Here is a 26,157-nt window from a genome sequence, read left to right on the forward strand (position 1 = left end):
CACGGCGGGTCCTCGCTGGACCCGCCGCCGCACGGCGGGTCCGGCGAGGACCGGTCGCCGCAAGCCCGGCCGTCCGGAGCCGGAAAGGGGGCCGATCCGGAAGCGGAGCCCGGCGGGAATCGCTGGTGGTACGGCGCCGAACTGGCCCGCGTCACCGCCATCGACCTGGCCGTACTGGCCGGGCACCTGCTGCTCTATCCCACCGGGATACTCCCCGAGCGCGACCCGGCGCCGCCGCCCGCCACGGACCGGGCCAACGGAGCGGACCTGCCCGCCCCGGCCACCCTGCCCACCGAGGGCCGCGCCCACCCGCCGGTGCTGCTGGTGCACGGCTTCGTGGACAACCGTTCGGCCTTCACCCTTCTGCGCCGCTCCCTGCTGCGGAACGGCTGGACCCGGGTCCAGTGCTTGAACTACTCACCGCTGACCTGCGACATACGTACCGCGGCAGAACTGCTCGGGCCACACGTCGAACAAGTATGCGAGCAGTCGGGCCACCGCAGCGTGGACATCGTGGGCCACAGCCTCGGCGGTCTGATCGCCCGCTACTACGTACAGCGACTCGGCGGTGACACGCGGGTGCGGACCCTGGTCACCCTGGGCACCCCGCACTCCGGAACCAGGGCCGTCCCCGCCCTCACCCCGCACCCGCTGGCCCGGCAGATGCGTCCGGGTTCCCCCGTCCTGGAGGAGCTGGCACGTCCGGCGCGCGGGTGCCGGAGCCGGTTCGTGGCGTTCTGGAGCGACCTCGACCAGCTCATGATCCCGGTGGAGTCGGCGCGCCTCGAACATCCGGATCTGCTGACACAGAACATCAAGGTGAGCGGCGTCGGCCATCTCGCCCTGCCGGTGCACGCGGCAGTGGCCGCGCGGATACGGCAGGCGCTCAGCGGAGAGGGGCAGACGCCGGGCGCGATCGACGCCGCATAACGGACACGTAACGGTCGAATATCAACCGAACACCGGGCAAGGTGGACGTCCGCACCGGTCCGGAGATTGTCGGCGCCCGGTACGGGCAGCTACAGTCGCCGCTAATTCTCCTGCTGCCGAGGCGAAAGAGAAGCTGGCGGTGAACGAACGTCCCCCGTCGGGTACCCCCGACTACGACGCTTATGGGTACGACGCCTATTCCACGGGCTCCTACCAGACCGTCGGCACCGCCTTCTCCGCCACCGCCTTCTCCGACGACACGACCGGCAGCTACGCGTACGTCCCGCAGCCCCCGCAGTACGACCACGGCCAGGGCCAGAGCTACGGCTACGACTCCGGTCACGCGACCGGGTACGACACCGGCGGTCACGCAGCGTACGACCCGTACGCGTTCGGCGGCGCCCCGCAGGCGACCGCGACGACGTACTACGACACGGGCACGTACGACGTCGGCGCGCTCTGGCCGGGCGACGGGCACCAGGGCTCGTATCCGCAGCAGCAGGACTGGGACTCGGGGGCTTACCCCGCGTACGGATACGGGTACGGGTACGACGCGAGCGGGGACACCGGCGTGTACGAGCAGGTGCCGCCCGCTGCCGCGTACGACCTCCCGGCGCAGCGGGCCGCCGAGCCGGAGCCGTACGCCGATGTCCGCGACCCCTACGCGGAAGGCCGGGGCTCGTACGCCGACGCGCCCGAGCCGTACGCCGAGCCCTCCGCGCCGTACGCCGACACACCCGACTCCTACGCGGAGGGCCCCGACCCGTACAGCGACGACGAGCCCGTCCGGCACGACTACGCCGGCGACGGGCCGTCCCAGGACGACGGCCCGGTCGCGCGGAGTCGGCGCCGCAAACCGGCGAAGCGTTCGGCGCTGCTGACCGTGGCGGTGCCGTCGGTCGCGGTGATGGGGGTGGCGGCGGTGGGCGCGGCGGCCGTCACCGGAGTGGGGATGGCCCAGGACTCGTCCAAGGCGCAGGCCGACGGGCAGGAGAACGGCGGCACCGGAGTGAAGACCAACGCGCCGACGACGCAGCTCGACCGGCAGCTCGCCGGGGTGAGCCGCGACGCGGACGACTTCGCGACCCGCGCGAGCCGGACGCAGGCCCGTATCGACCTCAAGGACCGCCAGGCCGCGGCGAAGAAGGCCAAGGAGGAGGCAGCGGCCCGCAAGGAGGCGCTGCGGCCGAAGTTCCTGCTGCCGGTGAAGGATCGGGGCCTGAGCGCGTACTTCGGGCAGGCGGGCGTCAACTGGATGGCGCTGCACACCGGAATCGACTTCCCGGTACAGACCGGCACACCCGTGATGGCCGCCACCGACGGCACGGTCCGCACGCTGTGGAACGGTTCCTACGGTTACATGAGCATCGTGACCGCCCCCGACGGCACCGAGACCTGGTACTGCCACCTGAGCCGCACCAAGGTCCGCAGCGGTTCGGTCAAGGCGGGCGAGGTCATCGCGTACTCAGGCAACACCGGCAACACCACCGGCCCGCACCTGCACTTCGAGGTACGTCCGGACGGCGGCGCCCCCATCAACCCGCTGCCGTGGCTGCTCTCCCACGGCCTCGACCCGCGCTGAGGCCCGTTTTTTCCGCCCCCTCACCTCCGGGCGCTCAGACCCGGCGTCGACAGTCGACCGTGCTCGCTCGCTCGTACCTCGCTCCCTGCGCGCGCTCTCCCTTTCAACACCGGCGCCCCCTTCGGCTCGATGGCTGCACGGCGAACCGGCGAACCGCGGAGCCGGAGGGCGGGAGGCGGCACACCGCCCCCTACAACTTCTCCCCCTACAACTTCTCCACCGGCGCATACCGCAGCAGCAACTGCTTGGGCCGCTCGTCCCCGAAGTCGATCGTCGCCTTCTCGTCCCCCGGCCGCCCGCTGACCGCGATGACCGTGCCGAGTCCGAACTGGTCGTGCGTGACCCGGTCGCCGACCGCCAGTGAGACCACCGGCCGGTCGCCCGAACGCCGGGTGGCGAACCCGCCGGACCCTCCGGACCCGGCCCGCCCCGCGGCCCCGCCCCCCGAGCGGGCCCGGCCGGCCGGCGCCGACAACAGCGAGGCCGCCGCCTTCGACACCGGACCGCCGCCACCGGGGCCGGCCGGCCCGGACGACCCCGTGCGCTTCCACTCGATCAGCGATTCCGGGATCTCCTCAAGGAACCGCGACGGCGGGTTGTACGCCGGCTGCCCCCACGCACTGCGCATCATCGAGCGGGTGAGGTAGAGCCGTTCGCGGGCCCGCGTGATGCCGACATAGGCCAGCCGCCGCTCCTCCTCCAGCTCCTTGACCTGCCCGAGCGCCCGCATGTGCGGGAAGACCCCGTCCTCCATCCCGGTCAGGAACACCACCGGGAACTCCAGCCCCTTCGCGGTGTGCAGCGTCATCAGCGTGATCACGCCGCCCGACTCCGCGTCGTCGTCGGGGATCTGGTCGGAGTCGGCGACCAGCGCGACCCGCTCCAGGAACTCCGCCAGCGTGCCTGGTTCGCCCTCGCTCCGCTCCTGCTCGAACTCCAGTGCCACGGCGGCGAGTTCCTGCAGGTTCTCCACCCGGGTCTCGTCCTGCGGGTCGGTGGAGGCCTGCAACTCGGCCAGGTAGCCGGTCCGTTCCAGCACCGCTTCCAGTACGACGGCCGGACCGGCACCCGACTCCACGATCGTGCGCAGTTCGTCCATCAGCGTGTTGAACCGCTTGACCGCGTTGGCCGAGCGCGCCGCCATCCCGTACGCCTCGTCCACCCGGCGCAGGGCCTGGGGGAACGAGATCCGCTCGCGCAGCGCGAGTGCGTCGATCATCGCCTCGGCGCGGTCGCCGATGCCGCGTTTGGGCACGTTGAGGATGCGGCGCAGCGGCACCGCGTCCTCGGGGTTGGCCAGCACGCGCAGGTACGCCAGTACGTCGCGCACCTCACGCCGCTCGTAGAAGCGGACGCCGCCGACGACCTTGTACGGCAGGCCGACCCGGATGAAGACCTCCTCGAAGACCCGGGACTGCGCGTTCGTACGGTAGAAGACGGCCACGTCGCCGGGGCGGGCGTCGTCGGCGTCGGTCAGCCGGTCGATCTCGTCGGCGATGTACTGCGCCTCGTCGTGCTCCTGGTCGGCCGCGTAGCCGACGATGACCGGGCCGTCGCCGGACTCGGTCCACAGGTTCTTGGCGCGCCGCCCGGCGTTGCGCTCGATGACGGCGTTGGCGGCGGACAGGATGGTCTGGGTGGAGCGGTAGTTCTGTTCCAGCAGGATGGTGCGGGCCTGCGGGTAGTCCTCCTCGAACTGGAGGATGTTGCGGATGGTCGCGCCCCGGAAGGCGTAGATCGACTGGTCCGCGTCGCCGACCACGCACAGCTCGGCCATCCCGTGGGCGGTCTCGCCCGACTCACCGGTCTCACCCGACTCGCCCGCCGCGCCGCTCCCCACCAGCTCGCGCACCAGCGTGTACTGGGCGTGGTTGGTGTCCTGGTACTCGTCGACCAGGACGTGCCGGAAGCGGCGCCGGTAGTGCTCGGCGACGTCCGGGAAGGCCTGGAGCAGGTTGACCGTGGTCATGATGATGTCGTCGAAGTCCAGGGCGTTGGCCTCGCGCAGCCGCGCCTGGTACATCGCGTACGCCTCGGCGAGCTTCTTCTCGAAGGAGTTCTCCGCCTGCGCGGCGAAGGTCTCCTCGTCGATCAGCTCGTTCTTCAGGTTGGACACCTTCGCGCTGAACGACTTCGGCGGGAACTGCTTGGGGTCGAGATCCAGGTCCCGGCAGACCAGCGCCATCAGCCGTTTCGAGTCCGCGGCGTCGTAGATCGAGAAGGACGAGGTGAAACCGAGCTTCTTGGACTCGCGGCGCAGGATGCGGACGCACGCGCTGTGGAACGTGGACACCCACATCACGTTGGCGCGCGGGCCGACGAGCTGCTCGACCCGCTCCTTCATCTCACCCGCGGCCTTGTTGGTGAAGGTGATGGCGAGGATCGAGCCGGGGTGTACGTGGCGGGCGGCGAGCAGGTGCGCGATGCGGTGGGTGAGCACGCGGGTCTTGCCGGAGCCGGCGCCCGCGACGATGAGCAGCGGTCCGCCGGAGTGCACGACAGCCGCGCGCTGCTGCTCGTTGAGCCCTTCCAGCAGCTGCGCGGGGTCGGTGGCGGGGCGCGCGGCACCGTCCCGGTAGTACGCGTCGCGCGGCGGCCCGTCGTACCGCTCGTACCGGTCGCTGAACAGACCGTCCGGTACGTGCTCGGGTCCGCCGTCGTCCTCCCCGTCCGGGGGCGGCGGCGGGGCGGCGTCGGAGGGCCCGTGGGGCGCGCCGAACCCGGCCAGGAAGTTGTCGTCAAAGAGGCTGCTGCTCATCGCCTCCCGAGTCTAGGCGCCCGCGCCGACACTCCACTGCGGGTTCGCGGACGGCCCCCTTCCGCGGGGCCGGGCGGCCCGGCCCCCTCGGCGCCGGACAGCCCCTTCCGCAGTCCGGCCCGCCCCCTTCCCGCCCGCGCCCCCCGCAGCACCGCCGGTCTCCCCTCGTGGTACCGCCGCCACGCACCGTGACCAATGCGCCCGATGTACCGTCGATCCGAAAAAGATTACGAAAAGGTATCGGGCCTATCGGACACCGCCCTTCCCAGCCGAACCGCACCCCGGCTAGCGTGCCGCCCCAGGCAGCGTCCGAAAGGAGCCCGTCCGGCATGGCGACGCACCGTAAGGCTCGAACAGCGATCCTCAGCACCCCCGGCCCGCGTGCGGCTGTCGGGCTGACGACGGCGGCACTTGCCACCGTGACCCTGTTCGGTGAGAGCGCGAGCGCCGCGCCCACGCCCGGCCAACCCGCGCAGCCCTCGATCTCCGAGGTGAAGGCGAAGGTGGACGCCCTGCTCCACCAGGCCGAGGTCGCGACCGAGAAGTACAACGGCGCCAAGGAGCGGGCCGACCGGCAGAGCGACACGGTCAACCGGCTGCTCGCCGAGGCCGCCCGCAAGACGCAGACACTGAACGACGCGCGGCGCACCCTCGGGCGGTACGCGGCGGCGCAGTACCGTACCGGCGGCGACGACTCCACCGGCCGCTACCTGCTCTCCTCCGACCCGCAGGCCCTCGCCGACCAGGCCCACCTGTCCGACGTGCTCGGGCAGCGGCAGAAACAGGCCGTGGAGTCGTACCGCGTGCAGCAGGCCGCCGCCACCCGGCAGCGCATCGAGGCGGCCAAGAGCCTGGCCACCCTCACCGCGCGGCAGGACACACTCCGGGCCGCCAAGGCGGACGTGCAGCGCAAGCTCGGCGAGGCGCAGCACCTCCTCAACTCCCTCACCGCGCAGGAGAAGGCGCGGCTCGCCGCGCTGCGGGCCAAGCAGGAGGCGGAGGCCAAGGCGCGGGCCGCCGAGCTGGCCGCCCGGATCGCCGCCAAGGAGAAGGCCGCACAGGAAGCCGCGGCCCAGGCTGCGGCCGCCGCGCCGACCACCACCGCGAGCGCCCCCGCCCCCACCGGCTCCTCCCAGGCCGACAAGGCGATCACCTTCGCCCGCGACCAGCTCGGCAAGCCCTACGTCTGGGGCGCCACCGGCCCGGACTCGTACGACTGCTCGGGGCTGACGCAGGCGGCGTACAAGGCGGCCGGCGTCGATCTGCCGCGCACGACGTACGACCAGGTGAACGTCGGCGCGCGGATCGCCGAGTCCGACCTCCGACCCGGTGACCTGGTCTTCTTCTACAACGACGTCAGCCACGTCGGGCTCTACATCGGCAACGGCGAGATGATCCACGCGCCGTACACCGGCACGGTCGTCAAAATCGCCCCAATTACGGAGATGCCCTTCTACGCGGCGACCCGCCCGAACTGACGCACCCTGACCACACGGCAGCAGATGCCCAGCAGCGCCCCGCCACCCCTGGACGCAACCCATAAGGTCACAAAGCGATTTCGGTCACATTGCGATCCAAACACCCCGTTGGCCGCCGAATTTGACTACGGTAGCCCGCTAGGTGGCGCGTTCCCCGCCGGTGACAAGTGCCGGCAGCACGTCGCCTCCGCTTCATCCGGCCGGCGGCCGGAACCGGGGACCCACCAGCACTTCGGGGTGAATCGGGACAGACGCCGACGAGCGTTCCGTCCCGTAGGGCGACCTTCCCAGCCCGAACCCGTCAGCTGACCCGGTCGGCGGCCGACGGAAGGAGTCGCCTCCCTTGGCGTCGCACCGCAAGCCGCGTCCTCGCCTACTCGCCACGGCCGGCCCCCGCGCCGCGGTCGGTATCACCACCGCTGCCCTGGCCTCGGTCACCCTGCTGGGCGAGACCGCGGACGCGGCGCCCGCCAAGCCCTCGATCGCCGAGGTGAAGGCGCAGATCGACGAGCTCAACGTGCAGGCCGAGGTGGCGACCCAGCACTTCGACCAGGCCAAGGAGAAGACGGCCACCCAGCGGGCGAAGGCCAACCAGCTGCTGGCGCAGGTCGCCCGGAAGACCCAGCAGATGAACGAGACGCGCCGGGTGCTGGGCCAGTTCGCCACCGCCCAGTACCGCGACGGCGGCCTCGACCAGACCACGCAGCTCCTGCTCGCCGACGACCCGGCGCGGTTCCTGGAGCAGACGCACCTGATGGACCGCATCTCCACCACACAGGAGCAGGCCCTGCAGACCTTCAAGGTCCAGCAGGAGCAGGCGTCCATCCAGCGGGCACAGGCCACCGCGAGCCTCACCGAGCTGACCGCCGCGCAGAACAAGCTCGCCATCGAGAAGAAGAACGTCCAGAAGAAGCTGGCGGCGGCCCAGAAGCTGCTCAACAGCCTCACCGCGGAGCAGCGTGCCAAGCTCAACGCGATGAAGAAGGCCGCGTCCGCGTCCTCCGCGCACTACACGTACAGCGGTCCCGCCTCCGGCCGCGCCGCCCAGGCCGTCCAGTTCGCCCTCGCCCAGCGCGGCAAGCCCTACGTCTCCGGCGCCACCGGCCCGGGCGCGTACGACTGCTCCGGCCTGACCCAGGCCGCGTACCGCTCGGCCGGCATCAGCATCGGCCGCACGACCTGGGACCAGTACGACGACGGCGTCCGCGTCCCGCAGTCCCAACTGCGCCCCGGCGACCTGGTCTTCTTCTACTCCGGAATCAGCCACGTCGCCATCTACCTCGGCAACGGCCAGATCGTGCACGCCCCGCACACCGGCGCGGTCGTGGAGATCGCCCCGATGAGCTGGATGCCGTTCGCGGGCGCGGTCAGACTGGCGTGATCGGCCTTACGTCTTCCGGTCCGCGGTACGTCTTCCAGGTCCGCTCACGTCGGTGCGTCCGCTCAGGTCCACAGCACCGCGATGAAGATGTTCGCGGCGGTCAGCCCGCCCACCGCCCCGAAGGTCGCGGCGTCCACCCTCTCCTCGTCCCGCTTCACGTAGACCAGCGCGAGGATGACGACCAGCACGGCCAGCTTCACGCCGAGCTTCACGTTGTTGGTGTGCCGGTCGTCCGCGTGCGCGAGCGCGACCAGTGCGAGCCCGGTGACCAGCATCGTCACCGCCCCGTACAGCATCCCGGGCACAAACCGCGCCACCCCGGCCGTGCCGTTCCCCATCACCCTCCACTGGGTGACGTAGCCGCCCAGCAGCGCGGCGATCCCGATGACGTGCAGCCCGACAAACACATTGATGAGGGAGTCCATAGCCGCCGACCCTAGCGCCGCCCGTCCCCCCCTCCCCCGCGCGGGGTGCCCTACGGGGTTGTGACGGGAGTTGGCTCCAACTCCGGTGCCCAGTCGGCGTGTTCCTTCAGCGTCTCGGTGCTGGGGGTGATCCCCACCCAATCGGGCAGTTCGACAACGGTGCGAACGGACGCGATGTGACGCTGCGCCTAGTTGACGGCTGGCTCACCCGGTTCGCGCGCCCGCGCCCCGAGCGCCCCGCCCCCTTTGTGCTCGGCGACCGTCTGTACGCGGCGCCCCCCGCCTCCAGCGCCTTCGGCCGGTCCGGGAACGGCACACGGCCGACCCCGCCACCCGGCCGGGACGAGCGCCCCCAGCGCCCGCGGCGTGCGCGAACGCGTCCTCCGGATCGGTCAGGGCGACATCCCTCTTCTGGCCCAGCGCCTCGACGACCGCGGCGCCTCCGTGGCCTCCGCCGACGACCGGGACGGTACGGCCGCCCCGGGCAGGGACCCGCCGTCGGCCGACCGCGACCAGGGCCGCTACGGTCTTTCCGGCGCCGGTCGGGGATTGATTGACGCAGAGGGACACGTCGGAACGGCGTACGCGGGGGTCGACCGGTGGGGAAACGGCTGCCCGCCGGGCCGGGGAGGCGTAACGTCGGCTGTCGCCGGGCAAGGTCCGCTGACGAGGAGGTCAGACATGCAAGCCCTGACGGCGAGTTGGGGAGCGTGGCTGTCGGCGTACGAGCAGCACTACAAGGCACTGCCCGGGACCGCCCGGGACACCGCGTGCCCGAGCTGCGGCGCCGAGCGGCTGCGGCTGGCCTTCACCGGGCTGGCGGAGGAGCGGGTCGGGTACGCGACGTTCTGGTGCGACGGGTGTCTGCTGGGGATCCACCTCAGCCGGCGTCCGGTCCCCGACGGGGTGCCGATGGACTCCATCCACACCCCGGTGGAGCAGCGGGCGGTGCGCGTCCCGAACTACACGCTGCTCTGGCCGGACGAGGACGACGCATAGGGCGGCGGGCGGCGGGGCAGGGCGGCCAGGCGCCCCCGGGGCCACCAGGCCACCGCCCCGGCCACCACACCGGGCCACCGCCCCCTCAGACCAGCCGCCGCGCCGCCGCCCACCGCGTGAGCTCGTGCCGGTTGGAGAGCTGGAGCTTCCGCAGCACCGCCGAGACGTGCGACTCGACCGTCTTGACCGAGATGAAGAGCTGCTTGGCGACCTCCTTGTACGCGTAGCCGCGCGCGATCAGCCGCAGCACCTCGCGTTCGCGCTGGGTGAGGCGGTCGAGGTCCTCGTCCACCGGCGGGGCGTCCGTGGAGGCGAAGGCGTCCAGCACGAAGCCGGCCAGCCGTGGGGAGAAGACGGCGTCGCCGTCGCGGACGCGGAAGACGGAGTCGACCAGGTCCGGGCCGATGATGGTCTTGGTGACGTAGCCGCGGGCGCCGCCGCGGATGACGCCGATGACGTCCTCCGCCGCGTCGGAGACGGACAGCGCCAGGAAGCGGACGGGCTGCTCGGGGTCGGCCATCAGCGGGGCACAGCGGCGCAGGACCTCCACCCCGCCGCCGCCCGGCAGGTGGACGTCGAGCAGCACCACCTCGGGGCGGGTCGCGGTGACGACAGCGACCGCCTGGTCGACGTCGGCGGCCTCGCCGACCACCTCCACGCCCGTGCTGTCGGTCGCCCCGATCTCCGCCTGGACCCCCGTGCGGAACATCCGGTGGTCGTCCACGAGTACCACCCGCACCCGCCGCTCGCCGTCGGTCGCGCTCATGCCGGCCGCCCCTCCGTCCCGCGCCCCGCCCCGCGGGACGCCTCGTGGCTCGGCCTCACGCCGCCGCCCTCCCCATCTCCAGTTCCACTTCCGTGCCACCGCCGGGCGCGGAACGCAAGCGTGCCTCGCCGCCGTTGCGCCGCATCCGGCCGATGATCGATTCTCTTACACCCATCCGGTCGTCCGGAACCTGACCGAGGTCGAAACCCGGGCCGTGGTCCCGTACGGAGACGAAGACACCGGTCTCCTCGACCTCGGCGTAGACCTGGACGGCCGCACCGGCGGTGCCGCCACCGTACTTGGCCGCGTTCACCATGGCCTCGCGGGCGGCCTGCGTCTGCGCCACGAGGCGTTCGTCGAGGGGGCAGTCGCCGACGCAGACGACCTCGACGGGAACGCCGTGCGCGTCCTCGACCTCGGCCGCGGCGGCGCGCACGGCGGCGGCGAGGGTGGCGGGCTCGTCGTCGCGGCCGGTGCCCTCGGGGCGGTAGAGCCAGGCCCGCAGTTCGCGTTCCTGGGCGCGGGCCAGCCGGGACACCTCGCGCGGGTCGTCGGCGTTCCGCTGGATCAGGGTCAGCGTGTGCAGTACGGAGTCGTGCACGTGGGCGGCGACCTCGGCGCGTTCCTGCGCGCGGATCCGCATCAGGCGCTCGGCGGACAGATCCTGCGTCATCCGGACCAGGTAGGGGCCCGCGAGCAGCGCCACGCCGACCAGGACGGCGAGGGCCGCCTGCAGGACACCGCCGAGGTGGCTGCCGGAGCCGCGTACCACCAGGAAACCGGTGACGCCCGCGATGACCAGGAAGACCCCGGCGGCGGCCCGGGCCACCGGCCAGAAGCGCTTGCCCTGGCTCATCTCGACCCAGCGGGCCCTGCGGGCGTTGTCGGCCTGCCGCCAGACCAGCGCGACGCCCAGCGCGATGACCAGCAGCGGCCACACCGCGTGGTTCGCGGCGCCGAGGTTGAGGTTGTCGATCAGCACGCCGGTACCGACGGCCAGCGCGATCAGCGCGACGATCTGGCCCTTGTCGGGACGCTTGCCGGCCAGCCAGGAGCGGGCGTCGCGCGGTTCCTTCGCCTCGGCGACGCCGCCGACGCCCAGCGGCACGAAGAACCAGAAGACGGCGTAGAGCAGCATCCCGATGCCGTTGAAGCCGGCCAGCAGCGCGAAGAGCACCCGTACCCACAGCACGGGCAGCCCGAGGTGCCCGGCCAGTCCGCGGGCCACCCCGCCGACCATCCGGCCCTCCGAGCTGCGGTAGAGCCTGGGTGCACCGGGGTCGTCCGGATCGGGCGGGGAGAGGAACGACGCCCCGGTCGGACCGGCGCGCTCTCCCGGCCCGGGCGGCCCGGGCGGCCCGGGCGGCCCGGGGTACCCGCCGGGAGCGCCGGGACGCACTCCGGACGGCGGGCTGCTCGCTGACATACCCCTGATCGTCACACAGCCGTACGGCGCGGGGCATCAGGGTTGTCCCCCCGGGTTTTCCTCCGGGTGGCCCCGGGGTCGGGTCAGGGACGTACCAGGGTCGGCCCTGGCGTCCGGCGCCCCGGCGACCGGTCACCATGGTGGGATGAAGGACGAGCCGACCGGTACACCCGTGGGCAGCCCGCCGCCCGCCGCGCCGGAAGCCCCCGCCGCGCCCGCCCCGGACCGGCCCAGGTTCGCCCGCGCCCCCGCCGACCGCAAGGCGCTGGCCGGCGTCTGCGCGGGCGCCGGCCGCTATGTCGGCGTCGATCCGGTCATTTTCCGTATCGTGCTGGCCGTCCTCTCCCTCACCGGCGGCATCGGTCTGATCATCTACGGGATGGGCTGGCTGGTCGTCCCGCAGGAAGGCGAGCGGGAGAGCGAGGCGCACCGGCTCCTCTCCGGCCGGATCGAGGGCGCGTCGCTGACCGCGGCCCTGATGGCGCTGGTCGGCTGCGGCCTGTACGCGTCGATGCTCGGCGACGGCACCAACCAGGCGTTCTCCTTCATCCTGCTGGCCGCGACGGCCGGCGCGGTCCACTGGTCGCAGCAGCGCCGCCGCTTGCGGGAGGCCGGGGACGCGCCCTCGGTCGCGGCGAGCGCCGTGGTGGACGCGCCGCCGGCCGTCAAGGCGCCGCCCGAGCCCGGTGGCGCGCCCTCCTGGTGGCGCGACCCGCTCGCCAAGGAGCCCTCCTACCTGTGGGGACCGGACAACGGCGGCCCGGACGACGGCGGGACGGACCGCACCGCGTGGCGGCAGCGCGGGGCCGCGGCCCGCCACGAGCGGTCCTGGCTGTTCGGACCGGTCGTCCTCCTGCTGGCCGTCGCCGCCGCGTGCGTCGGGACCCGGGCCTGCTGGCCGTACCACCCCCTGGTGCCGAGCGTGGAGATCGGCCTCGCCTCGGCGCTCGGCGTCTTCGGCGCGGCGTTCCTGATCGCCTCCTTCGCCGGCCGGGCCCGCGGCGGCACCCTGTTCCTCTCGCTGGTGACGCTCGCGGCGCTGATCGGCACGGCGACGCTGCCGAAGCACGGGCACGGGGTGGGCGCCGTCACCTGGCGGCCGGCCGAGGCCGTGGCGGTCCGGGAGTCGTACGAACTCGGCGGCGGGCGCGGGACGCTCGACCTGACCGCGGTCCGGCTGAACGGCGGCACCGTGACGACCCGCCTGGAAGTGGCCGTGGGCAAGGCGGAGGTGCGGCTGCCCGCGAACGCGACGGTGCGTCTCGACTACGACCTCGGCTTCGGCGAGGCCGCGCTGCCGGGCAGGGCGCACCGCGGCGTGGACGTCGACCGGAACCGGCGGGTGACCTACGCCCCGCCGCCCGGGACCCCGTCGGCGGGGACGATCAACCTCCGCGTGGTGCTCGGCGTCGGCCAGGTGGCGGTGGTCCGGTGAAGCGGCATCGTTTCGAACCGGCGGCCCTCGTCATGGGCCTGGTGCTGCTCGGGCTGACCACCGCGTTCTGGCTGGACGCCCTCGGGGTGTGGGACCTCTCGGACCCCGGCCGCTCGGCCCCGATCGCCGTCGCCGGACTGGCGCTGGCCGCCGGGACGGCCGTTCTCACGCAGGCGGTGCGGAGCGTACGCGGTCGCCGGGCGCGGCGGCGGACCGGTCGCCGGGAACCCGGGCTGCGGCGGTACGACGGCGCTTGAGCAGCGCGTCGAGCGAGAGGCAGGGGGTGCCGGCCAGCACCAGCGGCAGCCAGGCCATGAGGTAGACGAGGTCGTTGCCGTAGTAGTACGGCGTCGTGGACCAGCTCACCGTCAGCCACAGGCTCAGCGAGATCGTGGCGCCCCCCGCGGCGGCGACCCGGCCGAACAGCCCGGCGAGCGTGCCGAGCCCGACGGCGATCTCGCCGAGCGCGATGGCGTACCCGAAGCCGTGCGGCGCCTTGAGGGCGAGGTCGACCATCGCCGGTATCGCGGCGACGTCGTGGACGCCGTGCAGGACGCTGACCAGGGAGCCGGGCGAGGAGTCGGTGAAGAAGGTGTCGCTGGTCAGCTTGTCCAGGCCGGCATAGACGAAGGTCACTCCGAGAAAGATCCGCAGCGGCAGCGGTGCGTAGCGCCGAGCGGTCTCCCGCCACACCTCAAGCATCGTCCTCCACCTCTCTGGCCGCCCGTACCCCGCGGGGGAACCGGTTTTCCTCCCGAACTCCGGGCGCGGCGGCGTCAGAGGGACATACGGACGCCCGCGCGCCGCGACTCAACGCGGCGCGGCCAGAAGCAGCCCGGTGTGAGGCTCACTCCCACTCGATCGTGCCCGGCGGCTTGCTGGTCACGTCCAGGACGACCCGGTTGACGTCCTTGACCTCGTTGGTGATGCGGGTGGAGATCCTGGCGAGTACGTCGTAGGGCAGCCGCGACCAGTCGGCGGTCATGGCGTCCTCGGAGGAGACCGGGCGCAGCACGACCGGGTGGCCGTAGGTGCGGCCGTCGCCCTGGACGCCGACCGAGCGGACGTCGGCCAGCAGCACCACCGGGCACTGCCAGATCTCACGGTCGAGACCGGCCGCGGTCAGCTCCTCGCGGGCGATCGCGTCTGCCTCGCGCAGCAGGTCGAGGCGGTCGCGGGTGACCTCGCCGACGATCCGGATACCCAGACCCGGACCGGGGAACGGCTGCCGCTGGACGATCTCCTCGGGCAGGCCGAGCTCCTGGCCGACCATCCGCACCTCGTCCTTGAACAGCTTGCGCAGCGGCTCCACGAGCCGGAACTGCAGGTCCTCGGGGAGGCCGCCGACGTTGTGGTGCGACTTGATGTTGGCGGTGCCGGTGCCGCCGCCGGACTCCACCACGTCGGGGTAGAGGGTGCCCTGGACCAGGAACTCCACCGGCTGGTCGTCCGGCGCCCCGGCCACGATCTCGGCCTGTGCCTGCTCGAAGACCCGGATGAACTCCCGGCCGATGATCTTCCGCTTCTCCTCGGGGTCGCTGACCCCGGCCAGCGCCGCCAGGAACCGGTCGGCGGCGTCCACCACTTTGAGCTGGACGCCGGTCGCGGCCACGAAGTCCTTCTCGACCTGCTCGGTCTCGCCCTTGCGCATCAGGCCGTGGTCGACGTAGACGCAGGTGAGCTGGGCGCCGATGGCCTTCTGCACCAGGGCCGCGGCGACCGCGGAGTCCACGCCGCCGGACAGCCCGCAGATCGCCCGCTTGGTGCCGACCTGCTCACGGATCAGGGCGATCTGCTCGTCCACCACGTTGGTGGTGGTCCACTCCGGCTTGATGCCGGCGCCGCGGTAGAGGAAGTGCTCCAGTACCTGCTGGCCGTGCGTGGTGTGCAGTACCTCGGGGTGGTACTGCACGCCGTACAGCCGCTTCTCGTCGTTCTCGAAGGCGGCGACCGGCACGACGTCGGTGGAGGCGGTGACGGTGAAGCCCTCGGGGGCGGCCGAGCAGGCGTCGCCGTGCGACATCCAGACCGACTGCTCGGTGGGGGTGCCCTCGAAGAGGGTGGAGCCGGGCTTGGAGACCGCCAGCGGCGTACGCCCGTACTCCCGCGCGCCGGTGTTGTCGACGGTGCCGCCGAGCGTGGTGGCCATCAACTGGAAGCCGTAGCACATGCCGAAGACGGGCACCCCGGCCTCGAACAGCTCCCGGTCGAGGGTGGGCGCGCCCTCCGCGTACACCGACGAGGGGCCGCCGGACAGGATGATCGCGCTCGGGTTCTTCGCCAGCATCTCGGCGACCGGCATGGTCGAGGGCACGATCTCGCTGTACACCCGGGCCTCGCGGACACGGCGGGCGATGAGCTGGGCGTACTGCGCCCCGAAGTCGACGACCAGGACGGTGTCGGGGGCTGGGGTCGCTGACACGGGCGGCCTTCCGGCGGTTGGTGCTGGGGGTCGAGTCACGAGTCTACCTTCGCTAGACTCGCCCCCATGAACACGCTCGCTTTCGCGTTTACCTATGGCACCGGCCGGTCCGGCTGCCATGGTCGCGTCGCGTGAGCTACTGACAGAGCGACTTCCCAGGCGCCCCGGGCCACTCGGCCCGGGGCGCCTGTCGCGTCCGCGGGACCGGGGGCCCGGTGCACCGGCCGACCCGAGGAGCAGACCGTGACCCGTTCCGCACAGACCGCGCACACCGCCGGGGCCCCTGACCCCGCGAGGTGGCACCCCCGACCCCGAATCCGAGATCGCCGCCAAGCGCCACCGCATCGATGAGCTCGACTCCCGGCTCATCGCCCTCGTCCGGGAACGGATGACCGTCTCCGGCGAGATCCAGGCGGCCCGGATCGGCTCCGGCGGCCGGCGGGTGCACCTGGCGCGCGAGATGGAGATCCTGCGGACGTACGGGGAAGCGCTCGGGAAGCCCGGCACCGCCCTCGCGATGACGCTGCTGGAACTGTGCCGGGGCCGGGCGTGACGGCACCGGCCGGGTGAACCACGGGTCCGCACAGGTCCGCCGCGCGGGGCCCGTGCGGCGGATCCCCTTTCCGGCGGATTTCCGGCGGATTTCCGGCGGATTTCCGGCGGATCACCCGAACGGGCACGTGACCGGCCCGCGGCCGCTTCGTTGGAGGTGGTGTCCGTGCCAGCCAGGGGCGGTCATCCGATACCACGCGTGGAGATGGACACCGCCCAGACGCAGCTGGGCGGGGTGTGACCGATGCGATGAGGCGGTCGCCGTGCGGCGGCGCCCGCCGTGGGACCTCGTATTCGGTGCTTCAGTGACCGGACGGCAGGGGACAGCGGCCCGGTCGCGACTCAAAGAAGCGGTCGGTTCCCAGGGACGCCTGAGAACCGGCCGCTCTGCGGAGTACCTCCGGGGAGCACGCCTCCTTCAGCGCGCCTGCTTGAGGGCGAGCCCGGAGTACCCGGTGCAGGACGGCCCAGGACGCCGGGCCGGCTACGGCGTCGTGGACTTCGGCGGCACCGTGGGGACCGGCAGCAGCGGCAGCCGCAGCGCGCCGAACGCCTCCTCGGGCACCACCGGGCGGGCCGGCCGTACCGCGGCGATCCTGCGGTAGGCGGCGCCCTGGGCGGGCCGCGGGTCCGCCTCTCCCTTGTTGGGCCACAGCGACATCGCCCGCTCGGCCTGGGCGGTGATGGTCAGCGACGGGTTGACGCCGAGGTTCGCCGAGACCGCCGAACCGTCCACCACCGTGATCCCCGGGTGCCCGTACAGCCGGTGGTACGGGTCGATGACTCCGTGCTCGGCGTCTTCGCCGATCGGGCAGCCGCCCAGGAAGTGCGCGGTCATCGGGCGCTGCACGGCCTCGCCGACATTGCTCCCCGCGAAGCCGTTGATCTCCTCGGCGAGCAGCCGCGCCGCCTGCGCGCCCTCGGGGATGTGGACGGGATTGGGCGCACCGTGCCCCTGCCGGGCGGTGAGCAGGCCCTTGCCCAGACCCCTGGTCCGCCGGTACGTGGTCAGCGAGTTGTCGCTGGTCTGCATCACCAGGCCGATGATCGTGCGTTCCGACCAGCGGTGGTTGGACAGCGCCCGCAGCGTCAGCACCGGGTGGCGGACGTTGTGGGCGAGGAACTCCAGCCAGCGCGGCAGCGTCCCGCGGTACGGGGCCGCCAGTACGGACAGCGATCCCATCGCGTTGGAGCCGCGGCCGTAGCGGACCGGTTCGATGTGGGTGTGGTCGTTGGGGTGGACGGAGGAGGTGATCGCGACGCCGCGGGTGAAGTCCAGCGGCCGGTCCGGGTGGCGCCTGCGGTAGCGGCGCGGCGAGGTCTGCGCGCCCACCAGCGCCTCGGAGTTGGTCCGGGTCAGCTCGCCGAGCCGGGCCGACAGCCGCGGCAGCCGGCCCGCGTCGCGCATCGCGTGCAGCAGCGTCTGCGTTCCGTACGTGCCCGCGGCGATCACCACCTGGCGGGCCCGCAGCACGGTACGCGGCCCCTTCCTGCGCCGGTCGGTCGGCACGGTGGTGACCAGGTGGCCGCCCTCCGGGTCCTCGGCGAGGCCGGTCACCGTCGTCATCGGGTGGATGACGGCTCCGGCGCGCTCCGCGAGGTGGAGGTAGTTCTCGGTGAGGGTGTTCTTCGCGCCGTGCCGGCAGCCCGTCATGCACTCCCCGCACTCGGTGCAGGCCCGCCGCGCGGGTCCGGCGCCACCGAAGTACGGGTCCGCGACCTCCTCGCCGGGCGCCGCCGTCGCCCCTCCTCCCCCAGAGCCTTCGGCCTGGGCGGTGCCCCCGGCGTCCTGTCCGTCGCCGAAGAACACCCCGACCGGCGCCAGACGGAAGGTGTCGCCCACGCCCATCTTCTCGGCGGCGGCCCGCAGATGGATGTCGGAGGGCGTGAGCGTGGGGTTGGCGCGCACCCCGAGCATGCGCTGTGCCTGGTCGTAGTACGGCGTCAGCTCCGCCTGCCAGTCGGTGATCCGGCCCCACTGGCGGTCCTGGAAGAACGCGGGCGGCGGCACGTAGAGCGTGTTGGCGTAGTTCAGCGAGCCGCCGCCGACGCCCGCGCCCGCCAGTACCAGGACGTTGCCGAGGACGTGGATGCGCTGGATGCCGTAGAGCCCGAGGGCCGGCGCCCACAGGTAGTCGCGGATGTCCCAGGAGTTCTTGGGCAGTTCGTCGCGGGAGAAGCGGCGGCCCGCCTCCAGGACGCCGACGCGGTAGCCCTTCTCGGTCAGCCGGAGCGCGGCCACCGAGCCGCCGAATCCGGAACCGACCACGAGCACGTCGTAGTCGTAACCGTCTTCCTGTGACACGTGACCCTCCATCGCATCCGTGTACCTGCGTGTGCGTCCGCGTGCGTCCGTGCCGGGCGGGACCACCGAAGGCGAAAGCGCTCAGCGCATCCGCAGCGCCTTCATCACCCGCAGCGAACGGCTCAGCAGCGCCGCGTACTTCTCGTCGTCCAGGCCGAGCGCCGGGCCCATCGGCAGCAGCCGCTGGGTGGCGACGGTCTGTGCCTCGGTGTACTTGAGGACGCCCTCGGAACCGTGCCTGCGGCCGAGTCCGGAGTCCTTCATGCCGCCCATCGGCGCGCGGACGCTGCCGTACGCGGCGGCGTACCCCTCGTTGACGTTGACCGTGCCGCAGCGCAGCCGGGCCGCGATACGGGCGCCGCGCCGGGTGTCGCGGGTCCAGACACTGGCGTTGAGGCCGTAGTCGGTGGCGTTGGCTCGCTCGACGGCGTCCTCCTCGTCGCGGAAGCGGTAGACCGAGACGACCGGGCCGAAGGTCTCCTCGGTGCAGACCGCCATCGGGGGCTCGACGCCGTCGAGGATGGTCGGCTCGTAGACGTACGGGCCCAGGTCCGGGCGCGGGCGCCCGCCGGCCAGCACCTTGGCGCCCTTCTCGCGCGCCTCGTCCACATGCCGGGTGACGGTCGCCAGCTGCCGCGTCCCCACCAGCGATCCCATGCCGGCGCCGTACGCGAGCGCGGTGCCGAGCCGGATCGCCTTGGTGCGGGCGACGAACGCGGCCAGGAAGGCGTCCGCGACCGACTCGTCCACGAAGAGCCGTTCGACCGAGACGCACAATTGCCCGGCGGAGGCGAAGCAGGCGCGCACCGCGCCGGCGGCCGCCTTGTCGAGATCGGCGTCGCGCAGCACCAGCAGCGGGTTCTTGCCGCCGAGTTCGAGGGAGGCACCGACCAGCCGGGCCGCGGCGCGCTGGGCCACCTCGCGGCCGGTGCGGGTGGAACCGGTGAAGGAGACGTAGTCCGCGTGGTCCACCACCGCCGGGCCGACCACCGGCCCGTCGCCGATGACGATCTGCCAGACGCCCTCGGGCAGCCCGGCCTCGATCAGCTGACGGCGGGCCCACAGCGCGGTGAGCGCGGTCTCGGTGTCGGGCTTGGTCACGACCGCGTTGCCCGCCGCGAACGCGGGCAGCATGTCGCCGACCGACAGCTCGAACGGGTAGTTCCAGGGCGCGATCTGCCCCACCACCCCGCGCGGCTGGCGGAGTTCGACGGTCCTGGTGAGGGCCGGGACGGCGCCGGTGTGCCGCTTCGGCTTCAGGTACGAGGGGGCCTTGAGGCCGTAGTGCCGGGCGGCTGCCGCGACCACCTGCACCTCCTCGTGGGCGTGCAGCCGGGCCTTGCCGGTCTCCACCTGGATCAGGTCGAGGACTTCGGCCTGCCGGGCCAGCACCAGGTCGTGGAAGCGCAGCAGGACCGCGGCGCGCCTGCGTAACGGGGTGGCCGCCCAGGCGCGCTGTGCCGCGCGGGCGCGCGCGAACGCCTCGGCCACCTCCTCGGGCGTGGTCTCCGGTAGATCCGTGAGCTTCTCCCCGGTCAGCGGGGTGTGGCCGGCGGTGCGACCGCTCCCGATCACGCCCGCCGTGAGCCGCGCGACCAGCTCGGGAGTCACCACGTCCCGCGGCCCGCGCCCTCCCCCCGGCGCGGCCGGGTTCCCCTCGGCGGGGCCGGCGGGAACAGGCGTACTGAGCTCCGGCGAATCCGTCATGCGGGTGAGGTTACGACCGACCGGCACCTGCTGGATACCCGTCAGTAGCTCATTTCTCGTGACCGGCGCGACTACGCCGGCGTTCGGTGGCACCACAAGGATCACCGCAGGTCAGAACAGTTGTACGGATCGCAGGCGGAGTGCCCGGGCCGCCCGCGTACGGCACACGGGCGGCACGCCGCTCACCGCGGCCGGAACGTACGCCGCGCCACGTCGAAGGCGTGCCGCGCCTCCTCCACCCGCTCCACCGGAGCGGACAGCCACATGTCGTACATCCGCCCGCCCTCGTTCCAGCACAGGTCGAACATCCGCCGCGGTCCCCCGCCACCGGGAAACCCGTCGTACGTGAACTCCCACAACGCGGCGGAATGGCCGTGCTGCACGGTGTCCGTGATCACCCCGTCCCGGTACCCCTTGTACGTCGCCGGTCCCGCCAGATGCTGGTCCCGCAGCACGGCGTCCGGCCCCAGCGGATCGGGCACCTGGTCCCGCTCCCCGAAGCGGATCGCCCGGTCCGGCGACCAGTAGAAGACCCGCGGCGGCACCACCTCGCGCGTGTACCCGGCGGGCAGTGCCAAGGAGAAGCCGGCCGTGTCGACGACGGTGGTGAAGCCGACGGGAGGGGCCGGGGTGGGCGGCGGGAGGGGCGCGGGGTGCGTGGTGGCCGGCGACGTCGCGGTGGGCGGCGGGCTGGTCGCCTGCGGCGAGGTGACCGAGGTCCCTCCTCCGCCGCGCGCCGCCACGACCGCGACAGCCGCCCCCGCCACGGCGGCGAGTACGACGGCCCAGACCACCGAGCCCCGGCCCGGAGAACCCCTCCGGGCAACCGTGTTCAAGCCCGTCCGGCGCCCGAGAGCGAACGAACGCCGCGGGCGGGCCCGTTCCGGGCCTGCCGGGTCGCCGGCCGAACCCGCCCGGCTTTCGACGGCAGACGAACGCTCGCCCCGCACCGACCCGGCCCGTCCGGCGCTCGAGGATCCGCCCGTGCCACCCGGCGGGGGCGGATCGGCCCTGACGTCCGCGTACGCCATCAGCCGGGTGCGAGCCTCGTGCGCCCCCATCCGCCGCGCCGGATCACGGTCCAGCAGGTTGCGCACCACCGGCAGCAACACCCCCACCGCGGCCGGAGGCGTGATCTCCTCGATCGCGACGGCGTGCACGATCTCCCCGATCGAGTCGCGGTGGAACGGCGACTGGCCCTCCACCGCCGCGCACAGCAGCGCGCCCAGCGACCACAGGTCGGACTCCGGGCCCGCGGGAAGCCCCGACATCCGCTCGGGGGCGGTGTACTCGGGAGAGCCGACGAAGGAGCCGGTCTCGCTGATGGTGGCGCTGCCCGGGACGCGGGCGATGCCGAAGTCGGTGAGCACCACCCGGCCGGTGTCGCGTTCGATCAGGACGTTGGCCGGTTTGACGTCGCGGTGCTGGATGCCGAGGTCGTGCGCGGCCCGCAGCGCGCCCGCCACCGCCGCGCCGATCCTGGCCGCCTCGCACGGCTGCAGCGGGCCGTCCGCACGCAGGATCTCGGCCAGCGACCGCCCGTCGACCAGTTCCATCACGATCCACGGCCGGCCGTCCTGTTCCACCACGTCGTGCACGACCACGACGTGCGGATGCCTGATCCGCGCCACCCCGCGGGCCTCGCGCAGCGCGCGTTCCCGCTGGTCGCCCGACTCGACCTCGTTCAGCCCGGCGTCGGGCAGGTGCAGCTCCTTGACCGCGACCGGCCGCCGCAGCAGCTCGTCGGTGGCCCGCCACACGGTGCCCATGCCGCCGCGCCCGAGCTGCCCGTCGATCCGATACCGCCCGGCGACCACGTCCCGCGGCTGGCGCGCAGCCGTGGTCCGGCCCCCGTCACTCGACATACGGCCATCATGACGCAGCCGGTGCGCCGCCTCGCCCACTCCCACACGATCCCCACACGCGCGGGGACGCGCCGCCCGGCCGCGCGTGCGGTCAGCCGGACTTGGTGTACGTCTCGATCGCCTTGTCGAAGGCGCGCTGCACGGCGGCGCGTCGGCTGTCCGGGCCGGAGATCAGCACCACGTGGTAGCGGCCGTCGATCCGGATCGCGAGGTTGCGGGCGTAGACGCTCCGCTGGTCGGCGTCGCGCCAGGTGTACTCGCCCACGGCGGCGGGGTGGCCGCGCAGGGTGAGGGCCTGGAGTCCGGAGGCGGACGACCAGGAGGAGTCGCGGAACTCGCCGAGTTCGGGTTCGACGAGCTGGTACGCGAGCGGGTCCTCGGTGTCGCCCGACGCCTTGTCCCGGCCGGGGACGACGGTCATCCGCAGGTCGCTGCCCAGGTAGCGGACCTGGTCCCGGCCGCTGCCCGTGGTGCGCTGCCAGCCGGTGTGGACTGCGACGGTGAAGCCCGCCGGGTCGGCGCGGAGTGCGAAGTCCGGGCCCAGCTCGGGCGGCGTGGTGACCTCGCCGGTGGCGGGCGGCGGCGTGGTGGGCGGCGGGGTCGTCGGCTTGGCGGTGGGCCTGGTCGTGGTGGGGGCGGGGGGCGTGGTGGTTTCGTGCTGCTGCCCGTCACCCGAGCCGGGCATCTGCGCCGGGATCGTACGCTCGCCGCTCGCGCCGTCGGACGAGGCGTCGCGTTGCGGCAGGACCAGCAGCGCGAAGGCCACGAAGGCGCCGAGCACCAGCAGGATGACCAGCAGCAGCCGGACGCCCAGGCGCCGCGGTGCGGACTCGGGCCGCGCGGGCCTGCGGTAGACGACCTGCTCGCGGGGGAACTGTTCGTGCCGCGTCTCCTCGGGCCGGACGCCCTCCCGCTCCCGCGGCACCCGGACGGGTTTGGCCTGCTTGCCGCGGGCGTGCCTGCGGTGGCCGGCCGACGGGTCGGCGGCGGCCCGGCGCTTGCGCCGTACGAGCTCGCCCTTGCGCCGCTTGACCGGCAGCTTCGCCGGGTCGGTGGGGACCTGCACGGTACCGGCGCCGAGGTCCGGCTCCGGCGCGGACCGGATCAGGGAGCGCAGCCAGCCGCCCAACTCCTCGGCCTCGGGCCGCTCCTCGGGGTCGGGGCGCAGCAGCGACTCCACGACGGGCCGCAGCGGTCCGCACTCCTCGGCGAACGCGGGCGGCTCCGCGCACACCAGTTGGACCAGCTCGGCGGCGCTCTCCTCGGGGTACGGCGGGTGGCCCTGGACGCTGCGAAAGAGCAGCGAGCCCAGCGCCCACAGGTCCGCGGCGGGACCGACCGGCGGCGACAACCGCCAGTTCTCGTGCACCTCGTGGGCCTGCTCGGGCGCCCAGCGTTCGGTGACGGCGCCCACCACGGTGATCCGGTTCTGCCGGGCCCGCTCCTGTTCGAGCGCGGACCGCGGGCCGAACCCGCCGGTCTCGGCGCCGCCTCCGGCGTCGGTGCCGCCGGCCAGCACCTGCTCGGGCAGCGGGTCGTAGCCGCACAGCGCCTCCTGCGCGGCGCCCGCGGCGAGCCCGCCGAGCATGGCCCGGCCGTCGTCGCAGACCAGCACCGTGCTGGTGGTGACGTTGCGGTGGGTCCAGCCGTTGGCGTGCAGGGCGCGCAGCGCGGTGAGCACGTCGGAGGCGATCTCGGCGGCGCGGTAGGCGTCCATCGGGCGTTCGGCGAGTAACGCGGCGAGCGGCCGACCGGACACCAGTTCGCTGGCGATCCACAGGCTGCCGTCCTCGACGAAGATGTCGAAGACCTGGACCAGCCGGGGGTGGTCGGGTATGGCGGCGGCGGCGCGGGCCGCGTCCAGGGCGCGCCGGGCGCTCTCGCCCACCGGGTCGGTGCCGCCGAACCCGCTCTCCTCACCGACCGCGCCGTCCAGTTCCGCGGTCACCACCTCGGGCAGCAGCACCTGCCGGACCAGGACCTCCTGGCCGCTGTAGGTGTCGAAGGCCCGCGTCTCGACGAGTTCGTACTCGTCGGCGGGCGGCCGGGGCAGCCGGTAGCGATCGGCGAGCACCCGCCCCGCGTACTCCTCCACGGCACCCCCCTCTCCGGCCCGTTCGAACGGTGTCGTTCCCTTGAACGGTCTCGTTCCCTCGTATCAACGTGCGTGAACCGGTCCGATCCAGGCGCATACGGATGCGTACCGTCCACGCCTCCTCACCATACGTGCTACGGCTCGCTCAGTTGGCCGGTTTGAAGGTTGCGAAGAACGCCTGCCGGGCCAGGCGGTTCGCGTCGCTGTTCCAGTCGCCGGCCGGCGCGGTGAACAGGAGCGCGTAGCCGTGGTCCGGGTCCGTCACCATGCCGCGGTTCAGGACATGTACCTGCTTACCCGAAAGCTGCCGCTCGTACTCCCAGTCGGCGGCGTCGTACCCCCGGTAGGAGACCTGTTCCAGGGCGATCTGCCGATAGCCGGACATGGAGCCTCGGGCCGAGCGCGCGGAGTCCCGCCAGGCGCCCAGTGCGCTCGGCCCCGGGGTGTGGTTCCAGTCGACCAGCAGGTGACTGGAACCGGAGCCGCGGAACAGCGAACCGGTGCCGTAGCCGTTTTCGCGGTCGGGGACCCGCTTCCAGCCCTTGGGCAGCGCGATCGAGAAGCCCTCCGAGTCGCGGAAGCGGTAGTAGCCGGGCGGTACGGCGTCGGCGCCCGATCCGGCGGGGGAACTCGCCGGTGTGGTGGGGGGCGTGGTGGGGGGCGTGGTGACGGCGGAGGACGGGGTGGACGGCGTGGCGGAGCTGTCACCGCCGCTCGTCTTGTCGCCGCCCCGGCCGGACGCGGACGGGGTCGCCGGTGCGGTGCCCCCGCTTCTTTCGTTGTCGCCGCCTCCGCCGCCCGTGGCCGCGATGCCGATCACGGTGCCGAGCAGCGCCAGGACGACGACCGCGATCACGACGACGAGGGTGCGGCGCGGGGCGCCGTCGGTGAGCGCGGCGCGGGCGGGGGGCGGCGGGTCGTGCGGGGTGCCGGACTCCGGCCCGGGTCCGGGCTTCACGTCGGCGGCATTGCGCAGCGAACGCAGCGCGTCCCGGACCCGCGCCTGGTCCGCCGCCGCCTTCCGGGCCGCGGCGGGGGCGTCGGTGGGGGTGGGCTGCGGGTCCACGGGCAGCACGACGGTACGGGTGTCGTCCGCGGGCGCGGCGGGCGCGGCCGGGCTGTCGGGGGCGTACGCCACGGCGGACAGCAGCGCGCGGGCTCCCGCGTCGTCGAGCCGTCGCGCGGGGTCCTTGGCCAGCAGACCCAGGATGGCGTCTGCGAGCGGCCCGGCATTGGTCATCGGCCCGACCGGCTCGGTCATCACCGCGGTCAGCGTGGCGATCGCCGACCCCTTGTCGTACGGCGGACGGCCCTCGACCGCGGCGAACAGCAGCGCGCCCAGCGACCACAGGTCGGCCGGCGGGCCGGGCTTCTGGCCGCGCGCCCGCTCCGGCGAGATGTACGAGGGGGCGCCGACCAGCATGCCGGTGGAGGTGACGGAGGGGTCGCCGTCGATCTGCGCGATGCCGAAGTCGCTGAGCACGACCCGGCCGTCGTCGGCGATCAGCACGTTCGACGGCTTCACGTCGCGGTGCAGGATGCCTTCCCGGTGCGCGGCCTTGAGCACATCGAGCAGGACCAGGCCGACCTCGGCGGCGCGCTTGGGCGTGAGCGGGCCGTCCTCACGGATGGCGTCCGACAGCGACCGGCCCTCGACCAGCTCCATCACGATCCACGGCCGGTCGTCCGCCTCGACCACGTCGTAGACGGTGATCGCTCCGGTGTTGCGGATGCGCGCCGTCGCCTTGGCCTCGCGCAGGGTACGGGTGATCAGGCGGCGCTTCTCGTCGTCGTCCACGTTGCCCGGGAAGCGCAGCTCCTTGACGGCGACCGCACGGCCCAGGATCTCGTCGACCGCGCGCCAGACCGTGCCCATGCCGCCCTTGCCGAGCACGCCGCCGAGGCGGTACCGGTCGGCGAGCACGCGTCCGTCGGTACCTTCGACCTCGCTCATGGATTCCCTCTGCAGTCCTGGCGGTGTGGAACCTGTCCTGTGGATCTTGCCGGGCTCGATCCGTACGGCAGGCCCTG

18 protein-coding genes and 1 riboswitch are annotated in these 26,157 nt (G+C 73.1%); of the genes, 7 read left to right on the forward strand and 11 right to left on the reverse strand.

The features are described from left to right. Positions 1-141 precede the first annotated feature (141 nt). Positions 142-930, forward strand: coding sequence for an esterase/lipase family protein (locus VIW71_RS26045; protein ID WP_331625110.1), 789 nt, complete (start codon positions 142-144; stop codon positions 928-930). A 139-nt stretch (positions 931-1,069) separates the two neighbouring features. After that, entirely contained in the window at positions 1,070-2,512 is a 1,443-nt protein-coding gene (locus VIW71_RS26050; protein ID WP_331625086.1) for a M23 family metallopeptidase, read from the forward strand. Between the two features lie 205 nt (positions 2,513-2,717). Here VIW71_RS26050 and pcrA read toward each other — a convergent pair whose 3' ends face one another. After that, a complete protein-coding gene (gene pcrA, locus VIW71_RS26055; RefSeq protein ID WP_331625087.1) occupies positions 2,718-5,270 on the reverse strand; it encodes a DNA helicase PcrA in 2,553 nt (850 codons plus the stop codon). Between the two features lie 329 nt (positions 5,271-5,599). Between pcrA and VIW71_RS26060 the strand changes: the two genes are divergently transcribed. Beyond that, the gene (locus tag VIW71_RS26060; RefSeq protein ID WP_331625088.1) at positions 5,600-6,748 is read left to right on the forward strand and encodes a C40 family peptidase; all 1,149 of its coding nucleotides are present in this window, start codon (positions 5,600-5,602) and stop codon (positions 6,746-6,748) included. Between the two features lie 178 nt (positions 6,749-6,926). Then, positions 6,927-7,083: riboswitch (cyclic di-AMP (ydaO/yuaA leader) on the forward strand. 8 nt (positions 7,084-7,091) lie between these two features. Next, the gene (locus tag VIW71_RS26065; RefSeq protein ID WP_331625089.1) at positions 7,092-8,129 is read left to right on the forward strand and encodes a C40 family peptidase; all 1,038 of its coding nucleotides are present in this window, start codon (positions 7,092-7,094) and stop codon (positions 8,127-8,129) included. Between the two features lie 62 nt (positions 8,130-8,191). On the opposite strand, the gene VIW71_RS26070 is transcribed toward VIW71_RS26065, so the two are convergent. Next, complete coding sequence (locus VIW71_RS26070; RefSeq protein ID WP_331625090.1) at positions 8,192-8,554, reverse strand: hypothetical protein; 363 nt, start codon at positions 8,552-8,554, stop codon at positions 8,192-8,194. Between the two features lie 681 nt (positions 8,555-9,235). Between VIW71_RS26070 and VIW71_RS26075 the strand changes: the two genes are divergently transcribed. After that, entirely contained in the window at positions 9,236-9,553 is a 318-nt protein-coding gene (locus VIW71_RS26075) for a hypothetical protein (RefSeq protein ID WP_331625091.1), read from the forward strand. An 85-nt stretch (positions 9,554-9,638) separates the two neighbouring features. On the opposite strand, the gene VIW71_RS26080 is transcribed toward VIW71_RS26075, so the two are convergent. Further along, positions 9,639-10,319, reverse strand: a complete 681-nt coding sequence (locus VIW71_RS26080; RefSeq protein ID WP_331625092.1) for a response regulator transcription factor — start codon at positions 10,317-10,319, stop codon at positions 9,639-9,641. Positions 10,320-10,374: 55 nt separating this feature from the next. After that, complete coding sequence (locus tag VIW71_RS26085) at positions 10,375-11,745, reverse strand: PspC domain-containing protein (protein WP_331625093.1); 1,371 nt, start codon at positions 11,743-11,745, stop codon at positions 10,375-10,377. A gap of 145 nt (positions 11,746-11,890) precedes the next feature. Here VIW71_RS26085 and VIW71_RS26090 point away from each other — a divergent pair, with 145 nt between their 5' ends. Continuing rightward, positions 11,891-13,180: a PspC domain-containing protein gene (locus VIW71_RS26090; RefSeq protein ID WP_331625094.1), complete on the forward strand. Its 1,290-nt coding sequence runs from the start codon at positions 11,891-11,893 to the stop codon at positions 13,178-13,180. Between the two features lie 165 nt (positions 13,181-13,345). Here VIW71_RS26090 and VIW71_RS26095 read toward each other — a convergent pair whose 3' ends face one another. Together VIW71_RS26095 and guaA are read right to left on the reverse strand one after the other, a co-directional pair. Then, on the reverse strand, positions 13,346-13,882 hold the full coding sequence (locus VIW71_RS26095; RefSeq protein ID WP_331625095.1) for a DoxX family protein: 537 nt from the start codon (positions 13,880-13,882) through the stop codon (positions 13,346-13,348). Between the two features lie 145 nt (positions 13,883-14,027). Further along, positions 14,028-15,602: a glutamine-hydrolyzing GMP synthase gene (gene guaA / locus VIW71_RS26100; RefSeq protein ID WP_331625096.1), complete on the reverse strand. Its 1,575-nt coding sequence runs from the start codon at positions 15,600-15,602 to the stop codon at positions 14,028-14,030. Between the two features lie 343 nt (positions 15,603-15,945). On the opposite strand from guaA, the gene VIW71_RS26105 reads away from it, so the two are divergent. Then, positions 15,946-16,155, forward strand: a complete 210-nt coding sequence (locus tag VIW71_RS26105; protein WP_331625111.1) for a chorismate mutase — start codon at positions 15,946-15,948, stop codon at positions 16,153-16,155. A 483-nt stretch (positions 16,156-16,638) separates the two neighbouring features. On the opposite strand, the gene VIW71_RS26110 is transcribed toward VIW71_RS26105, so the two are convergent. From VIW71_RS26110 to VIW71_RS26130, 5 genes are all read right to left on the reverse strand, one after another. Continuing rightward, the gene (locus VIW71_RS26110) at positions 16,639-18,471 is read right to left on the reverse strand and encodes a GMC oxidoreductase (protein ID WP_414720852.1); all 1,833 of its coding nucleotides are present in this window, start codon (positions 18,469-18,471) and stop codon (positions 16,639-16,641) included. Positions 18,472-18,540: 69 nt separating this feature from the next. Next, complete coding sequence (locus tag VIW71_RS26115; RefSeq protein ID WP_331625098.1) at positions 18,541-20,166, reverse strand: succinic semialdehyde dehydrogenase; 1,626 nt, start codon at positions 20,164-20,166, stop codon at positions 18,541-18,543. 182 nt (positions 20,167-20,348) lie between these two features. Further along, the gene (locus tag VIW71_RS26120; protein ID WP_331625099.1) at positions 20,349-22,031 is read right to left on the reverse strand and encodes a serine/threonine-protein kinase; all 1,683 of its coding nucleotides are present in this window, start codon (positions 22,029-22,031) and stop codon (positions 20,349-20,351) included. A 91-nt stretch (positions 22,032-22,122) separates the two neighbouring features. Continuing rightward, a complete protein-coding gene (locus VIW71_RS26125) occupies positions 22,123-24,126 on the reverse strand; it encodes a serine/threonine-protein kinase (RefSeq protein ID WP_331625100.1) in 2,004 nt (667 codons plus the stop codon). Positions 24,127-24,271: 145 nt separating this feature from the next. Further along, on the reverse strand, positions 24,272-26,080 hold the full coding sequence (locus VIW71_RS26130; protein ID WP_331625101.1) for a serine/threonine-protein kinase: 1,809 nt from the start codon (positions 26,078-26,080) through the stop codon (positions 24,272-24,274). Between the last annotated feature and the right edge of the window lie 77 nt (positions 26,081-26,157).

This window comes from Streptomyces sp., assembly GCF_036524955.1.
Lineage (GTDB): Bacteria > Actinomycetota > Actinomycetes > Streptomycetales > Streptomycetaceae > Actinacidiphila.

What these genes read in the sequence shown, in the direction of transcription:
- VIW71_RS26090 (WP_331625094.1), top strand. Translation starts at nt 11,891, where the DNA reads ATGAAGGACGAGCCGACCGGTACACCCGTGGGCAGCCCGCCGCCCGCC.
- VIW71_RS26070 (WP_331625090.1), bottom strand. Translation starts at nt 8,554, where the DNA reads ATGGACTCCCTCATCAATGTGTTTGTCGGGCTGCACGTCATCGGGATC.
- pcrA (WP_331625087.1), bottom strand. Translation starts at nt 5,270, where the DNA reads ATGAGCAGCAGCCTCTTTGACGACAACTTCCTGGCCGGGTTCGGCGCG.
- VIW71_RS26080 (WP_331625092.1), bottom strand. Translation starts at nt 10,319, where the DNA reads ATGAGCGCGACCGACGGCGAGCGGCGGGTGCGGGTGGTACTCGTGGAC.
- VIW71_RS26095 (WP_331625095.1), bottom strand. Translation starts at nt 13,882, where the DNA reads ATGCTTGAGGTGTGGCGGGAGACCGCTCGGCGCTACGCACCGCTGCCG.
- VIW71_RS26075 (WP_331625091.1), top strand. Translation starts at nt 9,236, where the DNA reads ATGCAAGCCCTGACGGCGAGTTGGGGAGCGTGGCTGTCGGCGTACGAG.
- VIW71_RS26120 (WP_331625099.1), bottom strand. Translation starts at nt 22,031, where the DNA reads ATGTCGAGTGACGGGGGCCGGACCACGGCTGCGCGCCAGCCGCGGGAC.
- VIW71_RS26110 (WP_414720852.1), bottom strand. Translation starts at nt 18,471, where the DNA reads ATGGAGGGTCACGTGTCACAGGAAGACGGTTACGACTACGACGTGCTC.
- VIW71_RS26060 (WP_331625088.1), top strand. Translation starts at nt 5,600, where the DNA reads ATGGCGACGCACCGTAAGGCTCGAACAGCGATCCTCAGCACCCCCGGC.
- VIW71_RS26130 (WP_331625101.1), bottom strand. Translation starts at nt 26,080, where the DNA reads ATGAGCGAGGTCGAAGGTACCGACGGACGCGTGCTCGCCGACCGGTAC.
- VIW71_RS26115 (WP_331625098.1), bottom strand. Translation starts at nt 20,166, where the DNA reads ATGACGGATTCGCCGGAGCTCAGTACGCCTGTTCCCGCCGGCCCCGCC.
- VIW71_RS26085 (WP_331625093.1), bottom strand. Translation starts at nt 11,745, where the DNA reads ATGTCAGCGAGCAGCCCGCCGTCCGGAGTGCGTCCCGGCGCTCCCGGC.